Source organism: Flavobacterium sp. (assembly GCF_044371705.1).
Lineage (GTDB): Bacteria > Bacteroidota > Bacteroidia > Flavobacteriales > Flavobacteriaceae > Flavobacterium.
The window spans coordinates 1-18,358 of the sequence record NZ_JBILTE010000036.1 but is presented as its reverse complement, the minus strand read 5'-3'; the positions used below and the strand labels follow the sequence as shown (position 1 = coordinate 18,358).

The window sequence follows — 18,358 nt, the reverse complement described above, 5'->3', positions numbered from 1 at the left end:
ACCTGTTTTGTCCACTACGATGTATCTCGGAATCCAATCGATATCGGCATATTCTTTAAATCCGCCACCTTTCCAGTTGGACATAATTAAATAGTGATCGCCTCTCACATTGTATTTGCTGATACCGGCTTGCCAGGCTTCCGGAGTTTTGTCATACGATAGAAACACGTAGGCTATCTGTGGGTATTTTTCTTGTAAAGCTAGCATTTTAGGCATTCCTTTGATGCAATCGGGACACCAAGAAGCCCAAACATCAATGACGATGGTTTTTCCTTTGTGTTTATTTAAAATTTCTTGTAAAGTGAATTTATTGCCATCCATCGAAGTCATTTGCTCCTTTAAAGCTTCTGCAGAGAATTCTTTTTTCTGGGCGTTGCTGCAAGAAATTAATCCCAAAGCAAGGCAAATACTTAACATTATTTTTTTCATCTTTTTTTATTTTGATACACAAATTTACAATAACTGACGGAATGAATTCCTAAAAAACTCCTAATTATAATCGCAATCGTTTTAGCTCAATCGGATTTTCGGATCCAAATAGGCATAAACTAAATCCACCAAAATATTAATGATGATAAAGGTGGTGGCAATCACAATGACAGAACCCATGATTACAGGTAAATCTAAATTGTTTAATGCTTCTACAATTTCTTTTCCTAAGCCGTTCCAACCAAAAATATACTCTACAAAAACGGCTCCGGCCAACATGGATGCAAACCAACCGGAAATAGCAGTTACCACAGGATTCAGCGAGTTTTTTAATGCGTGGGTTTTAATGATTTGATAGGAACTCAATCCTTTTGCTCGTGCCGTACGAATGTAATCTTGGCCAAAAGTTTCCAACAAGGAGTTTCGCATCAATTGAATCACAACTCCCAATGGTCTGATGCCTAAAACGATTGCAGGAAGGATACAATTTTTCCATTGGATAGAACTTCCTTCACCAAAATCATCTACTTCGTACAAACTACCGGTCATGTTTAATCCGGTGTACGAATGCCACACAAATCCGAATACCCAAGCAAACAAAATTGCACTGAAAAAAGAAGGAATACTCATCCCTAAGGTGCTGAACAAAGCAATGAGTCGGTCAAGTAAAGTGTCTTTATAAATCGCAGAAATAATTCCCAGAAAAATTCCAATGACAATTGCAATAATAATGGCAAATAGAGCTAATAAAATGGTGTTTGGAAGTGTGTTACCAATGACATCGGAGACTTTTTTACCTGATTTTTGAAAGCTTTCTCTCAAGTAAGGCGTTTTTAAAACAACGCTAGTTGATTCTGTTGAAAACAATTGAAAAGCATTGTATTTTCCTTCGGCTAAATAAGTGTAATCAGTTGCATGGTTGCTGTGAAAAGAAAGCGGCGATAAATCATTCAAGTAATAAAAATACTGTGTTGATAGGGGTTTGTCAAAACCATATTTCTTTTTAACCAAAGCCAATTGTTCCGAATTTTCATTTTGATCCAACATCATTCGAGCAGGATCTCCCGGTAAAATGGCAAATAAAATGAATATAACAGTTACCACTCCAAAAAGTGTCAGCAAAGCATAGCCAATTTTTTGGAGTAGGTAACGTATCAATTGATTAGTGTGGTTTTTACAATCATGAAAATTATAAATATTTAGTCAAGATTTACTTTTTCAATGTCATTGAAATGTTTTTTCTCAACGATGGTACCGTTTTTAATGACTACAATACTCGGATTAGCTCTTTCAATCGTTTTCAAAGTAGTAGCATCGCAGAAGTAGTAATCAAAGGTGAGTCCGTGTTGTTTTTTCGCTTGGTCTATCAAAGGTTTATCCGAAGAAGTCATCCCAATTACTTGAAATCCTTTTGCTTTTGCTTTTTGATGAAATGCCTCTAAAAGAGCCAAACCGTCTTCGTCCGCTTTTTTTAAGTCGTAGGAGATAAGCATGATTAATTTCGGTTCTTTTAATAGATCCTGCGTATAATCGCTTCCATCCATTTCAATGGTAAAATCATGAATCGGTGGAATGTAACCTTGCTTGATTAATTTGTCTTTTCGGTCAACAAACTCAGCAGTTTCGGGTATTTTTCCCGCCATTACATCGTCGTATGGGACTTCGGTAGCTACACCGTTGATTTTGTAAATAAACACCATTTCATATACTGATTTTTCGGCTCCTTCCGGAATTTCCATTCCCTTTTGAATGTTTGTACCCACTTTATATGCTCTGAAATCAATTACAGGTAAATGCATTAAAACATGATAGGCGAAAAACAAACAAGCGGTATAAGCCATGAAAATAGTGGCGTTTTGACCTAACTTTCCAAATAAAGGTTGAATGTGTTTTTGATTAAAGAATAGAATCAGAATCAACACTAACAAAACAACATCTTTTGTAAACGATTCCCACGGTGTTAATTTCAACGCATCACCGAAACAGCCACAATCGGTTACTTTATTAAAGTAGGCCGAATAAAAAGTTAGGAACGTGAAGAACAGAATCATTAAAAGCAAACTCCAAACGGTGAATTTCGTCTTGAATCCAATTAAAAGCATGATTCCCAAAACAACTTCAGAAATAACCACTAAAACAGCTATTAATAAGGCATAAGGAATAAAAAATGGAATATTCAAAACATTTTCAGCAAAATATTCCTCCAATTTAAATGAAAATCCAATCGGGTCGTTTAATTTAATAAGACCTGAAATGATGAATAATACGCCTACAAGTATTCTTGATATATGTGTAATGAACTTCATGGTAATTTAGTTTATGATAAGGTAATCTATTTTTTATGGAATCCCAAGTGAATCAAGGCAAAAACCGCATAATTAATCATGTCTTGGTAATTAGCATCAATTCCTTCCGACACCAACGTTTTTCCTTTGTTGTCTTCAATTTGCTTGACACGTAAAATCTTTTGCAAAATCAAATCGGTTAAAGAGCTTACTCGCATGTCACGCCAAGCTTCGCCATAATCGTGGTTTTTGTCTTCCATTAATGATTTGGTCAACTGTATTTTTTCGTCGTATAATTTTGAGGCTTCCTCTACATTTAAATCCGGTTGATCGGCGACACCTTTTTCCAATTGAATCAATGCCATGAGAGAATAATTGATGATTCCGATAAATTCACCCGTTTCATCTTCGTCAATTTTACGAACAGCATTTTCTTGTAAGCTTCTTATTCGTTGGGCTTTGATAAAAATTTGATCGGTTAAAGAAGGTAATCGCAGTATTCGCCAAGCACTGCCATAATCTTTCATTTTATTGTTGAATAATTGTCGGCAAACAGCAATTACTTTATCGTATTCTTGTGAGGTGTTACTCATTATAGGTTGTATATTTGTATTCGATTTTCCAAAAATACAATTTTCAACAGAAGTAAATACTACTTTTTTAATCCTTTTTTCAAACTACATGTTAATAAACTGCAAAGGAAACCTGATTGATTTATCAACGCCAAAAGTGATGGGAATATTGAATGTGACGCCCAATTCTTTTTTTGACGGAGCTAAATACGAAACGGAGACTCAAATTTTAAATAGAGTGGATCAAATGCTGACTGAGGGAGCCGATTTTATTGATGTCGGAGCCTACTCGAGTAAGCCAAATGCCGAAGAAGTCTCCGAAAAAGATGAATTGAAACGATTGATTCCTGTCATTCAATTATTGATAAAAATATACCCGGATCTTTTGATTTCCGTAGATACTTTTCGAAGTGAAGTTGCTCGAAAAGCCATTGAAAACGGTGCATGTATGATTAACGACATATCTGCCGGGAGTTTGGATGAAAAAATGATGGCTACTATCGCCGAATTTCAAGTTCCATACATCATGATGCACATGCGTGGGACTGCACAAACGATGATGCAATTGACACAGTATGAAGACATTGTCAAGGAACTATTGTTTTACTTTTCTGAAAAAGTCAGTAAGGCCAGAGCTTTGGGCATCAATGATTTGATTATAGATCCGGGATTTGGTTTTGCTAAAACGTTAGAACAAAATTTTGAAGTGATGCAGAAATTGGAATTGTTCGGAATATTGGAATTACCTATTTTAGCCGGTGTTTCACGCAAATCGATGGTGTACAAACCATTGGGAAGCACTCCTGAAAAAGCCTTAAACGGAACAACCGCTTTGAACATGATTGCGTTAAGCAAAGGAGCTTCTATTTTGCGAGTGCATGATGTAAAAGAGGCAGTGGAATGTGTTAAATTATTTTCTTTAATGAGTTTATAGTATGCGAGTTTTTTTAATTTTAGGCGTTTCATTTTTATTTTTTTCGTGTCAAAAAGAAGTACAATTGGTTAAAGCAGGGCGAACAGTAGATTCAACAGTGGTTGACCATTCGCCGGTTTATCTATTTATGGAAACCAAGGGAACTGATACGATTATCGACGTGAATCGGAAGAATACCATAGGTACGACCAACTGGATTTTTAACATCGATAAACGATTGCCTCTAAAGTTAGTTATCCCCGAAGTTATTAAGCTGCAGCAAAAGAGAGAAGGAGCACAGTTGCATAAAAATGAGGACGCCAAAAATTATTTTTCGTATACGGATAGTGTTCAAAAGACATTGGCGTTTATGTCGTTTAAAGAAATCAGTTACGCTTATAACTCTTATTTTTCCAGTTTTTATGTGAAAGAGAATGTTGATTACCACCAACATTTTCAAACTTTTTATGTGAATTTCAGAAAGGATTCCACAGTTTCTGTTGATGGAAACGAAGTTGAAGCTAATGAATTATTTGATTTTTTAAAAGAATATACGGCCTTTTCCGGTCAAGGAAAACGAATATTGATTTATTTGAATTTTGATGAAGATTTGTCGTTTGACAATTATTTGTCAAAAGTAATTTGGTTAAAAGAATTGGAACATGAAACCTGTACCATCGCTCCAACCCATTTTATTTATAATCTAAAAAAACTACCGGATTGTAATTGCACCTTGTAATTTGTAGACAGCATCGCCATTGAAATTTGATATTGTCATTGTCATTGATCTTGTCACTGATGATGATACGGTTCGTTTCTCAAAATCGTAAACCCGCGGTATACTTGTTCAATAAAAAACAGGCGTACCATTTGATGCGAAAAAGTCATTGCGGATAGTGAGATTTTGCCATTTGCTTTTTTGTAAACTTCCTCTGAAAACCCATACGGACCACCAATCACAAATACTAACGTTTTAATTCCGGCATTCATTTTCTTTTGTAATTCATTAGCAAAAGCTACACTGGAAAAGGATTTTCCGTTTTCATCCAGAAGGATTAATTGATCGGTTGCAGTTACTTTGGCTAGAATCAATTCACCTTCTTTTTCTTTTTGTTGCTGTTCCGAAAGATTTTTTACGTTTTTAATATCCGGAATGATCTCCAATTCAAATTTAATATAGAAAGACAAACGCTTTTGATAGTCTTCAATCAAAGCTTGCAGCGACTTTTGGTCTGTTTTTCCGATGGCAATTAATTTAATCGTCACTTTTTGTAAGTTTTTTCAAAAGTACGAACTATTTTTTTTACTACATTCGTTAAAAAAATAAACTATGAGTTGTAAGAATTGCGATTTCGAATTGGAAGAGTCTAATCGTTTCTGCTCAAACTGTGGGACTCCGGTTATTACCAAACGGCTGACTTTTAAGCAAATTATACACGAATTTTCAGAACGTTATTTTAGTTTTGACAATAAGTTTTTACAAACTTTTATTGCTTTATTTAAGAGTCCGCAATTGGTAATCAACGGATTTATTGAGGGTTTGCGAACCAGATACGTTAATCCTGTTACCTACGCCATTATTGCAGTTACGGTTTCCGGGTTTTCTGTTTACTTAATAAAAAAAGGCTTTTATGGCGATGTAATTTCTAAGGCTATTGCTCAAACAAAAACCAATGAAAAGGTTCCTTTTGATATGAAGGGATACATGGAATGGGTTTTTGACTATCAAAATATCATTTTCTTCTTATCAATTCCACTTTTAGGGATTTTTTCTAAAATTGTGTTTTATGATGTCAAGAAGTTTAATATTGCCGAACATAGTTTGATTTATACTTATACCTATTCTCAATTTACAATTATAATGTTTTTTTTGTCAATAATACTAGTGATGATACTAGGATTAGATTATTTGGTTTACTCGTATTTAACTTTCCCATTGATGATTGCTTATCATGCGTATGCCTTGAAAAAGGTTTTTGACCTTTCGGTTAGTCAAATAATGTTAAAGTTATTTTTGTTTTTAGCATTGATGGGGGTACTAATGATTGCATTTATGCTTATTGTGGGCATTGGTATGTTTATATATATGAAACAAAACAATGTTGTTTAAAATTAATTTCAGTTGATTAGCACTATATTTGCACAGCAGACCGCCTTATCGCTTTATGTTGAACTTGTTTCAACACCTATATAGGTTCTGAATCAAGTTCAGAATAAAGAGGAAAGTCCGGACACCAAAGAGTAGCATAGCGGGTAACGCCCGTCGGTTTACTCTGAATTTATTTCAGAGTCGATTAGGACAAGTGCAACAGAAAGTATGTACAGGTTATGCTGTAGTGAAACCAGGTAAACTCTATGCGGTGAAATGTCACGTATATCAACTTTTAAGGGTTACTCGCCCGTTGTTGAGGGGTAGGCAGTTGGAACTCAAGAGTAATTTTGAGTCTAGATAAATGATAAGGTATTTCTAATTTGTTTTAGATTCTGAAACAAGTTCAGAATGAACAGAATCCGGCTTATAGGTCTGCTTTTTTTATAAAATTTAGGAGAATTTACTTTTTACAACCTCCGCTTTTCTTGAGTTGTTTCATGCCTTTCTTCAGGCATTTTTTCATAATGTTTTGTGCTGATTTTCCAAAGAGCACATCTTCACTATTATTTTCAACAGTTAATTGTCCCGTAGTCGTCTGAGAATAAACTAACTGTTCAGTTGATACTTCATAGACTTTAAATGTTATAGAGGCAGCTGTTTTTTCAGCATTTTTCATCGGTTTGATGTTTATGTTCCCAATTTCATTTGCACCAATGGAGCCGGTTATTTGAATGACATAATCAATTGTTTTAGTGGCTTTTAGGAGAGATAAACTTTCTTTTAAATTTTTAGAATTCAGGATTGGAACGTTGTAAATTGCTTTTCTTTTCCCGTAGCTTAGGTAAAGGGAATCTTGCAAGCAATTTTGTAATTCCTTTTCTGAATATTCTGAAAAATCAGTAAATGGTTTGCCGTCGATAGTGACGTAATTTACAAACCATTTGCCCTCTGCAAATGAAATATTGTGGAGACTTGTTTCGGTCACTGATTGATAACCGGGAAAGTAACAAGAATTGAAAATAAGTAACGCACTTACTGCAAAAAAGATACGGAGTTTATTCTTCACTATCGTCGGTTTCATTAAGTGAATCATCTGCTGCATCTTCATATTCAAAAAAAGAAAAAACAGAACCACCATAATTTTTTTGAAATGAAAAGTGACTTAGGTGGTCCAATTTGGTGTGTTTGGAATGTTCGATAACCAACATTCCATCAGTAGCTAAAAGCTCTTTTTGGAAAACAAGTGTATTGATTTTTTCGAAGTCGGCTTGTTCTAAATTATAAGGAGGATCGCTAAAAATGATATCAAATTCACCTTTGGCTCGTTCTAAATACTGAAACACATCGCTTTTGATGGGTGTAATGTCAAATTCAAATTCGGTTGCTGTTTTTTTGATAAAGGAAACACAGCCATAATCAGCATCTACAGCAATGATGGGTTCGCATCCTCTGGAGGCAAATTCATAACTGATATTTCCTGTTCCCGAAAACAAATCCAGAATTTTTAGTTCTGCAAAATTGAAGTGATTATTTAATATGTTGAATAAAGCTTCTTTACTCATGTCGGTTGTAGGTCGAACAGGCAATTTTTTTGGTGCCATGATGCGTCGTCCCTTGTACTTACCAGAAATAATTCTCATGAGTGAAATAAAATGAAGTTTTTTCGATTCTGTTGGGATGAAAAGGAATTTTTTAATTCTAAATCCGATGTATCGAAAAATTCGATATTTCTAACGTATTGATAGACTTTTTGATACAGAGCATCACTTTCAGATATATCTCCCAGCAACCATAATTTAAATGATTCAGGATTCAAATGCAGTTGCTCCGCTGTAAATAACAAATAGTATAAAAAGTCGTCAGCGGTTTGGTAGTCAAATGTATTAAACAAAAGCAATTGATGATTTTGAATGACAATAATTTCAAAATGATTCGCTGCAACGTGAATATACATTTTTACGGAATCAATATTTTTGGATGCATCTAAAAGTTTCGAAATCAAAACACTACAACTGTGTTTGTATTCAAAACTTCCAAATTGATCAATCAAATAGTTGTTTACATTGACGTAAGGCACATAGACATTTACCATGTCTTGTTTGTCAATCGTGTCGAAGGAAAAATAATCAGTTTCAAAAACTTTTGTGTTATATTGAAGATAGCTTCCTTTGTAATCCTCGTCAAAAAAGGGAGTAGGAACAAAAGTGTTTAAATTATTTTCATGTAAAACTACTATTTCATCGTAGCTTTTGGTTAATTCTTCGTAGTCAAGAAAAGTTTTCCAAATGGCATTTTCAATCGTAAAGTTTTTGGGATACTTTTTAAAATCAATTTGTTGAGCAGCATAGATTCGTTGGGTCAATAGGTCACTGCAACAAAAAGAAAGCCCATTCAGTGATATCTGAATGGACAACTTTTTGAAATTTTTATCGGTAACTGAATTATTCGTTTTTACCATATTTTTTTGGCCAGTTTCCTGCCATGTTCACTTCTTCGATAGAACCTAATTGAATAAATTCTCCATTAATACCATCTACAGAAACTACTTTCATTTCTTTAGCTACAAGGTCTTGGTCTTGATCTGTAAGCAAAGATTCTTTCTTCAGTTTTGCTTCAAACACAGGAACTTTTGCTTCGTTACGAGTGACAAAACCGGCTTTCATTGTTACAGGAGCTTCGATACCATCTACACGAACCATGTTTAATCTTTTATAACGGTCTGATTCTTTAAATAAAGAGTCTTTGATACTTACTTTACCAATAGGATCAACAATTACGATATCTTTGTAGTAACCACCAACGCCATCAGGCCCAACACTCAAACCAAATTGTCTGTTTTTTTCAACATCAATGATGGAAGTATCTTTACGAACAGTAATTATGAATTTTTCGTTTTCAACAAATTGAATCAATGAATCTAAATTATCACAGTATTTGCCACGTAGCGATTTATAAGCCAATTGTACTGCTTTAATGTCGTTCATTTTATTTACAGCCACCTGGAATCTTTTTTCTTTTAATTCGTCAAATTCAATTGGTGCTTGAATCGAACGGTAAATAAGGTATCCAAAAAGTCCGGAAACCAACCAAAGTGCAATTGAAATAACGAGTTTTAATTTAGGATTAACATATTTGTCAATCAATTTTACAAGACCAACAATAAGTAAACAAAGTACTACTACAATAATAATGAGTGTTATCATTTTATATGAAAATTAGTTTAGTATATATCGCAAATCTACAATTTTTTTTTTTTCTCAAAAGCATTTGACTTAAAATTCATGTGTATATTTGAAAATTAATAATAGCCTAACATTCCTGCAAATGAGTTCGTCATTGTTTTACAGTATTTTACATAAAAATTTCCCCTTTAAAACGACTCTAAAACAGGATATTTTTTTTCAAAAAATTGCTCTTTTTGTCACGAGTGATGTAAATAACGAACTGTTTCTGTTAAAAGGTTTTGCCGGAACCGGAAAAACTACTTTAATTTCAACATTAGTTAATCAGTTAGTTGCTGTCAATAAAAAATATGTTCTTTTAGCTCCAACGGGTAGAGCGGCAAAAGTAATTGCAAACTATTCTGAAAAACCTGCTTTTACCATTCACAAGAAAATTTATTTTCCCAAAAAAAGTAGTGGTGGAGGCGTGAGCTTTACACTACAACAGAATAAACACAAAAACACGATTTTTATTGTTGATGAGAGTTCAATGATATCAGATGTGAATACGGAATCAAAATTGCATGATAGCAGTTCTTTGTTAGACGATTTGATGTCGTATGTGTACTCCGGAGAAAATTGTAAAATGATTTTGATTGGCGACACAGCTCAGTTGCCACCGGTGAATTTGTCTATTAGTCCCGCCTTAATGGCTGATACATTGGAGTTAAATTATAATAAGCAAGTCTACCAAATTGAATTAGACGAAGTCATGCGACAAGAAGAAGGTTCGGGAGTTTTGCACAATGCTACTTTGATTCGTGAGCTAATTAATGATTTTTATGATTCCGGTTTTAAATTTCAGCTAAAAGGGTTTAAAGATATTGTTCGTTTGATAGATGGATACGATATTCAAGATGCAATAAATACCGCTTATAGTAATTATGGAGTTGAAGATACTGCATTTATCGTTCGCTCAAATAAAAGAGCTAATCAATACAATCAACAAATACGAACACAAATTTTATTTAAGGAAAGCGAACTTTCGGTAGGTGATTTTTTGATGGTGGTTAAAAATAATTATTTCTGGCTGAAAGAAACGGATGAAGCCGGTTTTGTAGCCAATGGAGATATTATTGAGGTTTTGGATATTCGGGGATTCATGGATATTTATACGTTTAAATTTGCCAAAGTAACGATTCGAATGGTTGATTACCCCAATCAAAAACCTATTGACACCATATTATTGTTAGACACGATTACAAGCGTTGCTCCATCATTAACATTCGAAGAATCCAATCGATTGTATCAAGAAGTGATGAAAGATTATGAAAATGAAAAAGCCGCTTACAAAAAGTTTCAGAAGGTCAAAGAGAATGCCTATTTCAATGCTTTGCAAGTAAAATTTTCGTACGCTATCACCTGTCATAAATCGCAAGGCGGACAATGGAATACCGTTTTTGTGGAACAACCTTTTTTACCTGACGGTGTGGATATAGATTATCTACGGTGGTTGTACACTGCCGTTACTCGTGCCAAAGAAAAATTGTATTTGATTGGTTTCAAAGACGAAAATTTTGAATAAATTTGAATTATGATTTCAATGGAAACACTTATAAGTATTTTTCTCGGAATTGGATTGGCTGCATCAGCCGGATTTCGGGTTTTTGTTCCACTTTTCATACTAAGTCTTGCCTCTAATTTTAATTGGATTCCAGTTAATGAAGCATGGAGTTGGCTTGGTGATGTCCCTGCTTTAGTAGCTTTTGGAGTTGCTATGATTTTTGAAATATCAGCCTATTACATACCATTTATTGATAATTTATTAGATTCAATCGCAATCCCATTGGTTGCAATTGCAGGAACAGCAGTTATGGTTTCAACTTTAGTAGATTTGAATCCATTATTTACTTGGGGTTTGGCAATTATCGCCGGTGGAGGAACAGCAACAGCAATTCATTCTGCTACTGCAGTCACACGACTCACTTCAACAACTGCAACTGGAGGTATTGGAAATCCATTGGTTTCAACAGTAGAGACTGGAACAGCAACTGTCATATCGTTGGCATCCATTTTTATACCCATTATTGCATTTATTTTTGTAGTATTTATTTTCTTTGTGGGAATTAAATTTTTCAAAAAATTATCCGGGAAATAAATGTGCAATTTAGAATCATAACAACTCAACTTTTAAAAACATGAGAATTATCGCCGTTATTCCCGCTCGTTTTGCTTCTACCAGATTTCCTGCAAAATTGATGCAGGATTTAGGAGGAAAAACGGTTATCACCCGAACCTATGAAGCGGCTGTTGCGACGCAGCTTTTTGAGGATGTTTTTGTGGTGACCGACTCAGAACTGATTTATAAGGAGATTGTTTCAAGAGGAGGAAAGGCCATTATGAGCAAAAAGGAGCATGAGAGTGGCAGCGATAGAATTTCAGAAGCCATCGAAAATATAGCTGCTGATATTATCGTAAATGTTCAAGGTGACGAACCATTTATCAATAAAGAACCTTTGGCAGCGGTTTTAGAAGAATTTCAAAAAGATATTCATAAGGAAATTGATTTGGCCTCTTTAATGCGTGAAATTTCAGATTGGGAAGCCATTGAAAATCCGAACAATGTCAAAGTCATTGTTGACCAAAATAATTTTGCTTTGTATTTCTCACGTTCAGTGATTCCTTATCCAAGAGATAAAAACGTAGGCGTTCGCTATTTTCAACACATCGGTATTTATGCATTTCGCAAACAAGCCTTATTGGATTTCGCAAAATTGCCCATGAAATCATTAGAAGCTTCTGAAAAATTAGAACAGCTTCGCTATTTAGAATATGGAAAACGAATCAAAATGATTGAAACCGATCATGTAGGAATTGGAATTGATACTCCGGAAGATTTGGAAAAAGCCCGTTTGATGTTGAAATAATTATATCTTTTGAAAAACAATTAACTCATTGTGATTTTCTACTCTAGGGATTATTTGAAGTATTCCTTTTTTTGTTTCAAAATGATTGATGTACTTTTTGTTTCGCAAATCATGATTGTTAGTTAAAATCATGGTATTGAACAGTACGTAGCCATTGTGATTTAAAAGTTCGTGCAAACGATCTTGAAAATAGGTTTCAAATAAAAAATTTGGCATTACCGTATCTTGAAAAATATCTACAATAATTAAGTCGTAGTGCTTTTTTGTTCTCAGTACAAATTCAAAAGCATCACCTTGTAAAATTTTTAAGTTTTTAATGCTGTTCAACTGAAAATACTCATTCGCTAATTGAATCACTTTTTCATCTAATTCAATGCCGGTAATTTGACCTTTACATTTTATTTCATGCACCAAAGTTTTGATAACACTGCCACCTGCTACGCCTAAAACCAAAATCTCTTGCATGGGCTCAATTTGATCAAAACCAATTTTTTTTAATCCATGTCGCAGAATTCGTTGCAAACTGCCGTAGGAGTAGTTGGTGTTTTTACTGTCTAGAACCAATTCGCCGTTAACAAAGGTCACTTCAAGAGTCTGACTCAACTCAGAATTTATTTTAAGTAAATTAATAGGAACAATATAACTGAGTAACTTTTTAAGCACAAAAAGATATTTTTTCAAAAATACAGCATAAATTGTATTTTTACTAAAATATTTAGGCATGAAAAAACGATTGTATCAATTACTGTTTTTTAAAATGATGGGGTGGAAGATAGAAGGGTCTTTTGACGAGCGTATTAAAAAATGTGTTGTAATAGTAGTTCCACACACAAGCTGGCATGATTTTTACATCGGAATTTTTATCAGAGGCATTTTGGGTTTTCAAATAAATTTTGTAGGTAAAAAAGAGTTATTCCGGTTTCCTTTCGGGTTTTATTTTCGTTGGATGGGGGGAGCACCTTTGGATAGAACCGGTGGTTTGAATAGAGTGGACGCTATTGTAAATGTTTTTAAAAAGAAAGACATTTTCCGTTTAGCTATTTCTCCGGAGGGTACGCGTAAAAAGGTAACCAAATGGAAAACAGGATTTTACTACATTTCACTTCAAGCAGAAGTGCCGATTATCCCAATAGCTTTCGACTATGGAAAAAAAACAGTAACCATCGCAAAACCGTTCTATCCCACAGGAACCATTGACTCTGATTTGAAAATATTAGAAAAAAACTTTGAGGGTGTCGTGGGTAAATTTCCACACCAATCGTTTACTTCTGAACGCTAGAACAGAAGTCTACTATTCACCTTGTGGCGAATAGCTTTTAAAACTACCATCTGTATATAAAACAACAATTTTATCGACTTTAGCAGCGACAGCTCCTTTGCTGACTTGGGTTTGCTCAGGCATGATCGGGGTTTGGAGCTGCGACGGAGTAGTTGGTTCGGGTTCCATAAACTTAATTGTTTCTTGTTTGATTGGTTCTTTGGGCTGCGATAATTCTGATTTTGGAAAAGTCCCCATGTCCATTAAAAACCAATACAAATCTACTTCCGGAAAATACTCCACAATTTTAATTACAAATTCTAATCCCGGTTTGTTTCTGCCGGAGAGTAGGTGAGAGATGCTCGATCGTTGAACGCCAATTTTGTCTGCAAAGGAGGAAGCAGTAAGTTGATAATACGATAAAATGAGTTCGAGCTTTTGAGCAAAATCTTGAGAGTTCAACATAGTTGTTAGATAGATTTGAAATGTGTTACAAATGTAATCAATTAATAAACAGGATAACTATTTACAAATGTAATTTAACAAAAAATAAACTCGTCATTCACTCAAAACCGCTTTAGGTAAAATGATTTAAATAACTGATAAATAATATTTTAACTCATATTATATAGAAGCAAGTGACAATTGTTAATAAAGAGTTTAAAGTCTGCCAATTACTTGTTTACAATATTAAACTATTAAGTCAAATCAACTGTTTACAGTTGTTATCTTAAAGATGTTTACATTTGGAACATCAAAAAAGAAGAGCACATGAACTATGATTTATTATTTGAGCTACATAAGGAATTACAATTAGAAGGAAGATATATTCACTTGGAGACAATCCTTCCTATTTTAGATAAGCACAAGAAAAACAATCGAATTGAAGTGATTGGATCTTCTGTTTTAAACCAACCAATTCACAGTTATGAATTTGGAAATGGTCCGATAAAAATCCTCATGTGGTCGCAAATGCATGGCAATGAAAGTACGACTACTAAAGCTCTTTTTGATTTATTTAATTTTCTTGGCTCAGATAATCCTACAGTTGCAAGGTGGAAAAGTGCGTTTACTTTTTTGATTATCCCAATGCTTAATCCCGATGGTGCCAAAATGTACACCCGTGAAAACGCTAATGAAGTTGATTTGAATCGTGATTTCATAAATCTGTCGCAGCCTGAGAGTCGGTTATTGTTAAGAATATTTAATGAGTTTAAACCTCATTATTGTTATAATTTGCATGATCAGCGGAGCATTTTTGCAGCAGGGCGAAGCAATAATCCGGCTACAGTTTCCTTTTTAGCTCCTTCTTTTGACGAAGCACGTTCGATTAATGATGTAAGGAGCAATGCAATGCTTGTCATCGCAGCGATGAATAAGGAACTGCAAAAACATATTCCCGGTCAGGTCGGTCGTTTTGACGATGGTTTCAACCGTAATTGTGCCGGAGACACGTTTCAGCAGTTGGGGGTACCAACGATTTTGTTTGAAGCAGGACATTTTCCGAATGACTATAACCGTGAAAAAACCCGAAAATACATCTTTATTAGTCTTTTTTGTAGTTTTGAAATCCACAACGAAAACGATATAGTTAGCAACAATATTGATGATTATTTAAATATTCCTCAAAATTACATAGGTTTTTATGATTTTGTTTACAGAAATGTCAAAATTAATTATGATAATTCAGAATTAATTACGAATTTTGCTGCTCAATTTAGAGAGGAATTAATTGAAGACCAACTGGTTTTTAATGCATACATTTCTTCGATTGGTGATTTAGAAGGCTATTTTGGACATGTTGAATACGATGCAAAAGGAGCTGCTTACCAAGATGAAAATAGTTCTTTTCCAAAAATGAATAAAAAAGCTAATTTTTCTTTAGGAAAAACCAATAAATTTGTTAATGGTTTGCTAAAAAATTAAAAATTACGCAATTTTATTGATTAAATTGTATTTCATTTGCAGTAGTAAAAATATAAATTAGAAAAAAAATGAGTAAGTTTCGTTTAGATGAAGTAGATCACCAAATTCTTGACATGTTAATTGATAACACAAGAGTGCCGTTCACGGATATTGCTAAAAAATTATTAATTTCAGCAGGTACCGTTCACGTTCGAGTGAAAAAAATGGAAGACGCAGGTATTATCATGGGTTCTTCGTTAACATTGGATTATGAAAAACTGGGCTATTCCTTTATTGCTTACGTGGGGGTGTTTTTGAACAACACCTCGCAAACTAAATTTGTATTGGAAAGAATCAACGAAATTCCTTTTGTAACTGTTGCACATGTTACAACCGGTAAATTCAATATCTTCTGTAAAATCAGAGCGAAGGATACCAAACACGCCAAAGATGTTATCTTTATGATTGACGACATTGAAGGAGTGTACCGTACTGAAACTATGATTTCATTAGAAGAAAGCATTAACGACAAGAAACGTCTGATGCACACGATTTTTAAAAACATGTAATATTTTAATCTTTATACACAAACCCTCTCCTTCAAACGAGAGGGTTTTTTGTTTGAAAGGAATTCAGCTAAAAATTTTTAGTTCACCATTTGGTGGTAAAAATTCACGAATCTGCGGTTTTAGTTGTGATTTTAAAGAAAAATAGAAAAAGATAGCGAATTATATGCTTTTAATTCAAATAGCATTTGAAACTTATTGAACCTAGCAGATTTTCAAATTAATCACTAAATTAGTAATCAAAATACAAACCATGTATACGCTACCTAAAATTGAACGCTTCCAACAAAATGTATTGTCAAAATATAGCATTTACAATAGTGTTTTTATAACCTTACCTTTTGATGCGATTGATAATACAGGTGTTTTGTTGCCTTTGTTTGCTGATATGTGTGAAAACGGATTCAAAAACCAACAGAGTCCCGAAGAAATATTTGAAACTTTTGCTTCAAAATACATGGATCAACCTACTGAAGAACTGAAGATTGAATTGATGTTTCGTTTTATACAATACGTAGAACGCCAAATTGTTTTGTTTGATGCCATTGAAGATGCCGCTTTCCCAATTGTGAACAATATGGAGGGAAGGGGTTCGCTGAGGGACATGAAAGAAAAAGCAGAGCAACATGCTAAAGATAGTGAATTGAGAACTTTTTTAGAGAATTTTAAAGTAAGAACGGTGCTTACGGCACACCCAACGCAATTTTATCCGGGCTCTGTTCTTGGGATTATTACTGATTTAACAGAGGCAGTTCGGGTGAATGATTTGATTCAAATAAAAAAGTTATTGGCTCAATTAGGAAAAACTCCCTTTATCAAAAAAGAAAAACCAACTCCTCTCGATGAGGCAATCAGTTTGATTTGGTATTTGGAAAATGTGTTTTATGAAGCTGCCGGCGGAATGATTCAATATCTTCAAAAGAATATTTTTGATGGACAGGAGATACACAATTCTATTTTGAATTTAGGTTTTTGGCCAGGTGGCGATCGTGACGGAAATCCTTTTGTAACGACAGAAATTACCCTAAAAGTGGCTGAGCGGTTGCGAACATCGATTTTAAAATGTTATTACAATGATGTCAGAAAACTGAAGCGAAAACTAACGTTTAAAGATGTAGATACTATTGTTGCAGACGTTGAAGGTAAATTGTACCGTTCTGTTTTTTATTCAAAAGGTGAGATTTATTTGACTTTTGATGAATTGCAGCTGAGTTTGCTAAAAATTAAGAAGATTATTCAAGAAGAACATCAATCACTGTACTTGGATGAAATTGATTTGTTGCTGAATAAATTGAATTTATTTGGTTTTCATTTTGCTACTTTAGACATTCGCCAGAATAGCAAAATTCATAATCAGGTTTTCCAAGATATTGTGGTAAAAGAGCAAAAACTTTTCCCGGGCAATTATCAACAAATGAATGAAGTGGAAAAAATCAAGGCTTTATCCGCTGCAAAGGGAACTTTAATTGAGACTGATTTTGAAAATGAAATTACAAAGTCAACAATCAGTTCCATTCAAGCAATGAAAACCATTCAAGAGCACAATGGTGAATCAGGTTGCAATCGCTACATTATCAGCAACAATGAAAGTGCATTAAATGTCATGGAAACACTTGCCATGTTTCATTTGTGCGGCTGGGAGCATCCAACTGTTGATGTGGTACCGCTGTTTGAGTCTGTAGACGATTTACAGTCCGCTGATTTAATCATGGAAAAATTATATACCAATCCAACCTATAAAAAACATCTTGAACGTCGTAATAATACACAAACGGTTATGTTGGGTTTCTCGGACGGAACCAAAGATGGCGGCTATTTAATGGCTAACTGGAGTATTTATAAGGCCAAAGAAATGTTGACAGCAATTTCCAGAAAACATGGAGTTAAAGTATTGTTTTTTGATGGTCGAGGCGGCCCGCCGGCCCGTGGTGGTGGAAAAACACACAAGTTTTACGCGTCATTAGGTTCCAATATCGAAAACCAGCAAATTCAGGTAACCGTTCAAGGACAAACCATTAGTTCTAATTTTGGGACCTTGGATTCCTGTCGGTATAATTTAGAAAATTTATTAAGTGCCGGAGCAACCAATCAGCTATTCAATAAAGGTGAAATTATATTATCCGATGCAGAAAATAAAATTTTAAATGAACTATCGCAATTGAGTTATGATAAGTACAAACTGTTCAAACAACATCCGAAGTTTATTCCGTATTTGGAGCGAATGAGTACGTTGAATTATTATGCTAAAAC

Annotated in this window: 21 protein-coding genes and 1 other RNA gene; 11 read left to right on the top strand and 11 right to left on the bottom strand. The window is 34.2% G+C overall.

The genetic code is table 11. The features are described from left to right. The 4 genes from ACIQ2S_RS04270 to ACIQ2S_RS04255 all read right to left on the bottom strand — a co-directional run. A partial coding sequence (locus ACIQ2S_RS04270; RefSeq protein WP_396173114.1) for a thioredoxin-like domain-containing protein occupies positions 1-429 on the bottom strand: 429 nt, incomplete at its 3' end. 81 nt (positions 430-510) lie between these two features. Continuing rightward, a complete protein-coding gene (locus ACIQ2S_RS04265) occupies positions 511-1,587 on the bottom strand; it encodes an ABC transporter permease (RefSeq protein WP_396173112.1) in 1,077 nt (358 codons plus the stop codon). 41 nt (positions 1,588-1,628) lie between these two features. Next, positions 1,629-2,735, bottom strand: coding sequence for a BT_3928 family protein (locus tag ACIQ2S_RS04260; RefSeq protein ID WP_396173110.1), 1,107 nt, complete (start codon positions 2,733-2,735; stop codon positions 1,629-1,631). A 26-nt stretch (positions 2,736-2,761) separates the two neighbouring features. Then, on the bottom strand, positions 2,762-3,307 hold the full coding sequence (locus ACIQ2S_RS04255; protein ID WP_396173108.1) for a DUF1599 domain-containing protein: 546 nt from the start codon (positions 3,305-3,307) through the stop codon (positions 2,762-2,764). Between the two features lie 88 nt (positions 3,308-3,395). Here ACIQ2S_RS04255 and folP point away from each other — a divergent pair, with 88 nt between their 5' ends. Both folP and ACIQ2S_RS04245 read left to right on the top strand, forming a co-directional pair. Beyond that, entirely contained in the window at positions 3,396-4,220 is an 825-nt protein-coding gene (folP, locus tag ACIQ2S_RS04250; protein ID WP_396173106.1) for a dihydropteroate synthase, read from the top strand. 1 nt (position 4,221) lies between these two features. Continuing rightward, entirely contained in the window at positions 4,222-4,938 is a 717-nt protein-coding gene (locus ACIQ2S_RS04245) for a hypothetical protein (protein WP_396173103.1), read from the top strand. Positions 4,939-4,991: 53 nt separating this feature from the next. Here the strand turns inward: ACIQ2S_RS04245 and rlmH are convergent, their stop codons facing one another. Further along, positions 4,992-5,465, bottom strand: a complete 474-nt coding sequence (gene rlmH, locus ACIQ2S_RS04240; RefSeq protein WP_396173101.1) for a 23S rRNA (pseudouridine(1915)-N(3))-methyltransferase RlmH — start codon at positions 5,463-5,465, stop codon at positions 4,992-4,994. 64 nt (positions 5,466-5,529) lie between these two features. On the opposite strand from rlmH, the gene ACIQ2S_RS04235 reads away from it, so the two are divergent. Both ACIQ2S_RS04235 and rnpB read left to right on the top strand, forming a co-directional pair. Continuing rightward, positions 5,530-6,309, top strand: a complete 780-nt coding sequence (locus ACIQ2S_RS04235) for a DUF3667 domain-containing protein (RefSeq protein ID WP_396173098.1) — start codon at positions 5,530-5,532, stop codon at positions 6,307-6,309. 32 nt (positions 6,310-6,341) lie between these two features. After that, an RNA gene (gene rnpB / locus ACIQ2S_RS04230) (RNase P RNA component class A) lies at positions 6,342-6,734 on the top strand. Positions 6,735-6,751: 17 nt separating this feature from the next. Here rnpB and ACIQ2S_RS04225 read toward each other — a convergent pair. Genes ACIQ2S_RS04225 through ACIQ2S_RS04210 form a run of 4 tightly spaced genes read right to left on the bottom strand, consistent with a single transcriptional unit; the run spans position 6,752 to position 9,494 of the window. Then, entirely contained in the window at positions 6,752-7,357 is a 606-nt protein-coding gene (locus tag ACIQ2S_RS04225; RefSeq protein WP_396173096.1) for a hypothetical protein, read from the bottom strand. Beyond that, on the bottom strand, positions 7,347-7,931 hold the full coding sequence (locus tag ACIQ2S_RS04220) for an RsmD family RNA methyltransferase (RefSeq protein ID WP_396173093.1): 585 nt from the start codon (positions 7,929-7,931) through the stop codon (positions 7,347-7,349). Before ACIQ2S_RS04220 ends, ACIQ2S_RS04225 begins: the two co-directional genes overlap by 11 nt. Next, entirely contained in the window at positions 7,928-8,749 is an 822-nt protein-coding gene (locus ACIQ2S_RS04215; protein ID WP_396173089.1) for a DUF3822 family protein, read from the bottom strand. Before ACIQ2S_RS04215 ends, ACIQ2S_RS04220 begins: the two co-directional genes overlap by 4 nt. Next, positions 8,733-9,494: a hypothetical protein gene (locus ACIQ2S_RS04210; RefSeq protein WP_396173087.1), complete on the bottom strand. Its 762-nt coding sequence runs from the start codon at positions 9,492-9,494 to the stop codon at positions 8,733-8,735. The genes ACIQ2S_RS04215 and ACIQ2S_RS04210 overlap by 17 nt, the downstream gene beginning before the upstream one ends. A gap of 121 nt (positions 9,495-9,615) precedes the next feature. On the opposite strand from ACIQ2S_RS04210, the gene ACIQ2S_RS04205 reads away from it, so the two are divergent. Genes ACIQ2S_RS04205 through kdsB form a run of 3 tightly spaced genes read left to right on the top strand, consistent with a single transcriptional unit; the run spans position 9,616 to position 12,379 of the window. Next, positions 9,616-11,037: an ATP-dependent RecD-like DNA helicase gene (locus ACIQ2S_RS04205; protein WP_396173085.1), complete on the top strand. Its 1,422-nt coding sequence runs from the start codon at positions 9,616-9,618 to the stop codon at positions 11,035-11,037. Positions 11,038-11,049: 12 nt separating this feature from the next. Next, positions 11,050-11,610 (top strand): DUF4126 domain-containing protein, encoded by a 561-nt coding sequence (locus ACIQ2S_RS04200; protein WP_396173118.1) that lies wholly within the window; start codon positions 11,050-11,052, stop codon positions 11,608-11,610. 40 nt (positions 11,611-11,650) lie between these two features. Then, entirely contained in the window at positions 11,651-12,379 is a 729-nt protein-coding gene (kdsB, locus tag ACIQ2S_RS04195; protein WP_396173083.1) for a 3-deoxy-manno-octulosonate cytidylyltransferase, read from the top strand. Here kdsB and ACIQ2S_RS04190 read toward each other — a convergent pair whose 3' ends face one another. Next, positions 12,380-12,982, bottom strand: a complete 603-nt coding sequence (locus ACIQ2S_RS04190) for a spermidine synthase (protein WP_396173081.1) — start codon at positions 12,980-12,982, stop codon at positions 12,380-12,382. Between the two features lie 118 nt (positions 12,983-13,100). On the opposite strand from ACIQ2S_RS04190, the gene ACIQ2S_RS04185 reads away from it, so the two are divergent. After that, positions 13,101-13,658 (top strand): 1-acyl-sn-glycerol-3-phosphate acyltransferase, encoded by a 558-nt coding sequence (locus tag ACIQ2S_RS04185; RefSeq protein ID WP_396173079.1) that lies wholly within the window; start codon positions 13,101-13,103, stop codon positions 13,656-13,658. Between the two features lie 12 nt (positions 13,659-13,670). On the opposite strand, the gene ACIQ2S_RS04180 is transcribed toward ACIQ2S_RS04185, so the two are convergent. After that, positions 13,671-14,102 carry a helix-turn-helix domain-containing protein gene (locus ACIQ2S_RS04180; RefSeq protein ID WP_396173077.1) on the bottom strand — a complete coding sequence of 144 codons (432 nt, stop codon included), beginning with the start codon at positions 14,100-14,102 and terminating at the stop codon, positions 13,671-13,673. Between the two features lie 306 nt (positions 14,103-14,408). On the opposite strand from ACIQ2S_RS04180, the gene ACIQ2S_RS04175 reads away from it, so the two are divergent. The 3 genes from ACIQ2S_RS04175 to ACIQ2S_RS04165 all read left to right on the top strand — a co-directional run. After that, a complete protein-coding gene (locus ACIQ2S_RS04175) occupies positions 14,409-15,563 on the top strand; it encodes a M14 metallopeptidase family protein (protein ID WP_396173073.1) in 1,155 nt (384 codons plus the stop codon). Between the two features lie 68 nt (positions 15,564-15,631). After that, positions 15,632-16,111, top strand: coding sequence for an Lrp/AsnC family transcriptional regulator (locus tag ACIQ2S_RS04170; protein ID WP_091140893.1), 480 nt, complete (start codon positions 15,632-15,634; stop codon positions 16,109-16,111). Positions 16,112-16,361: 250 nt separating this feature from the next. Further along, positions 16,362-18,358: phosphoenolpyruvate carboxylase (locus tag ACIQ2S_RS04165; RefSeq protein WP_396173071.1), on the top strand; the 1,997-nt coding region annotated here is incomplete at its 3' end.

Excerpts from the sequence above, each read along its gene's own strand:
- folP (WP_396173106.1), top strand. The coding sequence starts at position 3,396 with ATGTTAATAAACTGCAAAGGAAACCTGATTGATTTATCAACGCCAAAA.
- ACIQ2S_RS04245 (WP_396173103.1), top strand. The coding sequence starts at position 4,222 with ATGCGAGTTTTTTTAATTTTAGGCGTTTCATTTTTATTTTTTTCGTGT.
- ACIQ2S_RS04215 (WP_396173089.1), bottom strand. The coding sequence starts at position 8,749 with ATGGTAAAAACGAATAATTCAGTTACCGATAAAAATTTCAAAAAGTTG.
- ACIQ2S_RS04260 (WP_396173110.1), bottom strand. The coding sequence starts at position 2,735 with ATGAAGTTCATTACACATATATCAAGAATACTTGTAGGCGTATTATTC.
- ACIQ2S_RS04210 (WP_396173087.1), bottom strand. The coding sequence starts at position 9,494 with ATGATAACACTCATTATTATTGTAGTAGTACTTTGTTTACTTATTGTT.
- kdsB (WP_396173083.1), top strand. The coding sequence starts at position 11,651 with ATGAGAATTATCGCCGTTATTCCCGCTCGTTTTGCTTCTACCAGATTT.
- ACIQ2S_RS04180 (WP_396173077.1), bottom strand. The coding sequence starts at position 14,102 with ATGTTGAACTCTCAAGATTTTGCTCAAAAGCTCGAACTCATTTTATCG.
- ACIQ2S_RS04205 (WP_396173085.1), top strand. The coding sequence starts at position 9,616 with ATGAGTTCGTCATTGTTTTACAGTATTTTACATAAAAATTTCCCCTTT.
- ACIQ2S_RS04185 (WP_396173079.1), top strand. The coding sequence starts at position 13,101 with ATGAAAAAACGATTGTATCAATTACTGTTTTTTAAAATGATGGGGTGG.
- ACIQ2S_RS04235 (WP_396173098.1), top strand. The coding sequence starts at position 5,530 with ATGAGTTGTAAGAATTGCGATTTCGAATTGGAAGAGTCTAATCGTTTC.
- ACIQ2S_RS04170 (WP_091140893.1), top strand. The coding sequence starts at position 15,632 with ATGAGTAAGTTTCGTTTAGATGAAGTAGATCACCAAATTCTTGACATG.
- ACIQ2S_RS04220 (WP_396173093.1), bottom strand. The coding sequence starts at position 7,931 with ATGAGAATTATTTCTGGTAAGTACAAGGGACGACGCATCATGGCACCA.
- ACIQ2S_RS04175 (WP_396173073.1), top strand. The coding sequence starts at position 14,409 with ATGAACTATGATTTATTATTTGAGCTACATAAGGAATTACAATTAGAA.
- ACIQ2S_RS04255 (WP_396173108.1), bottom strand. The coding sequence starts at position 3,307 with ATGAGTAACACCTCACAAGAATACGATAAAGTAATTGCTGTTTGCCGA.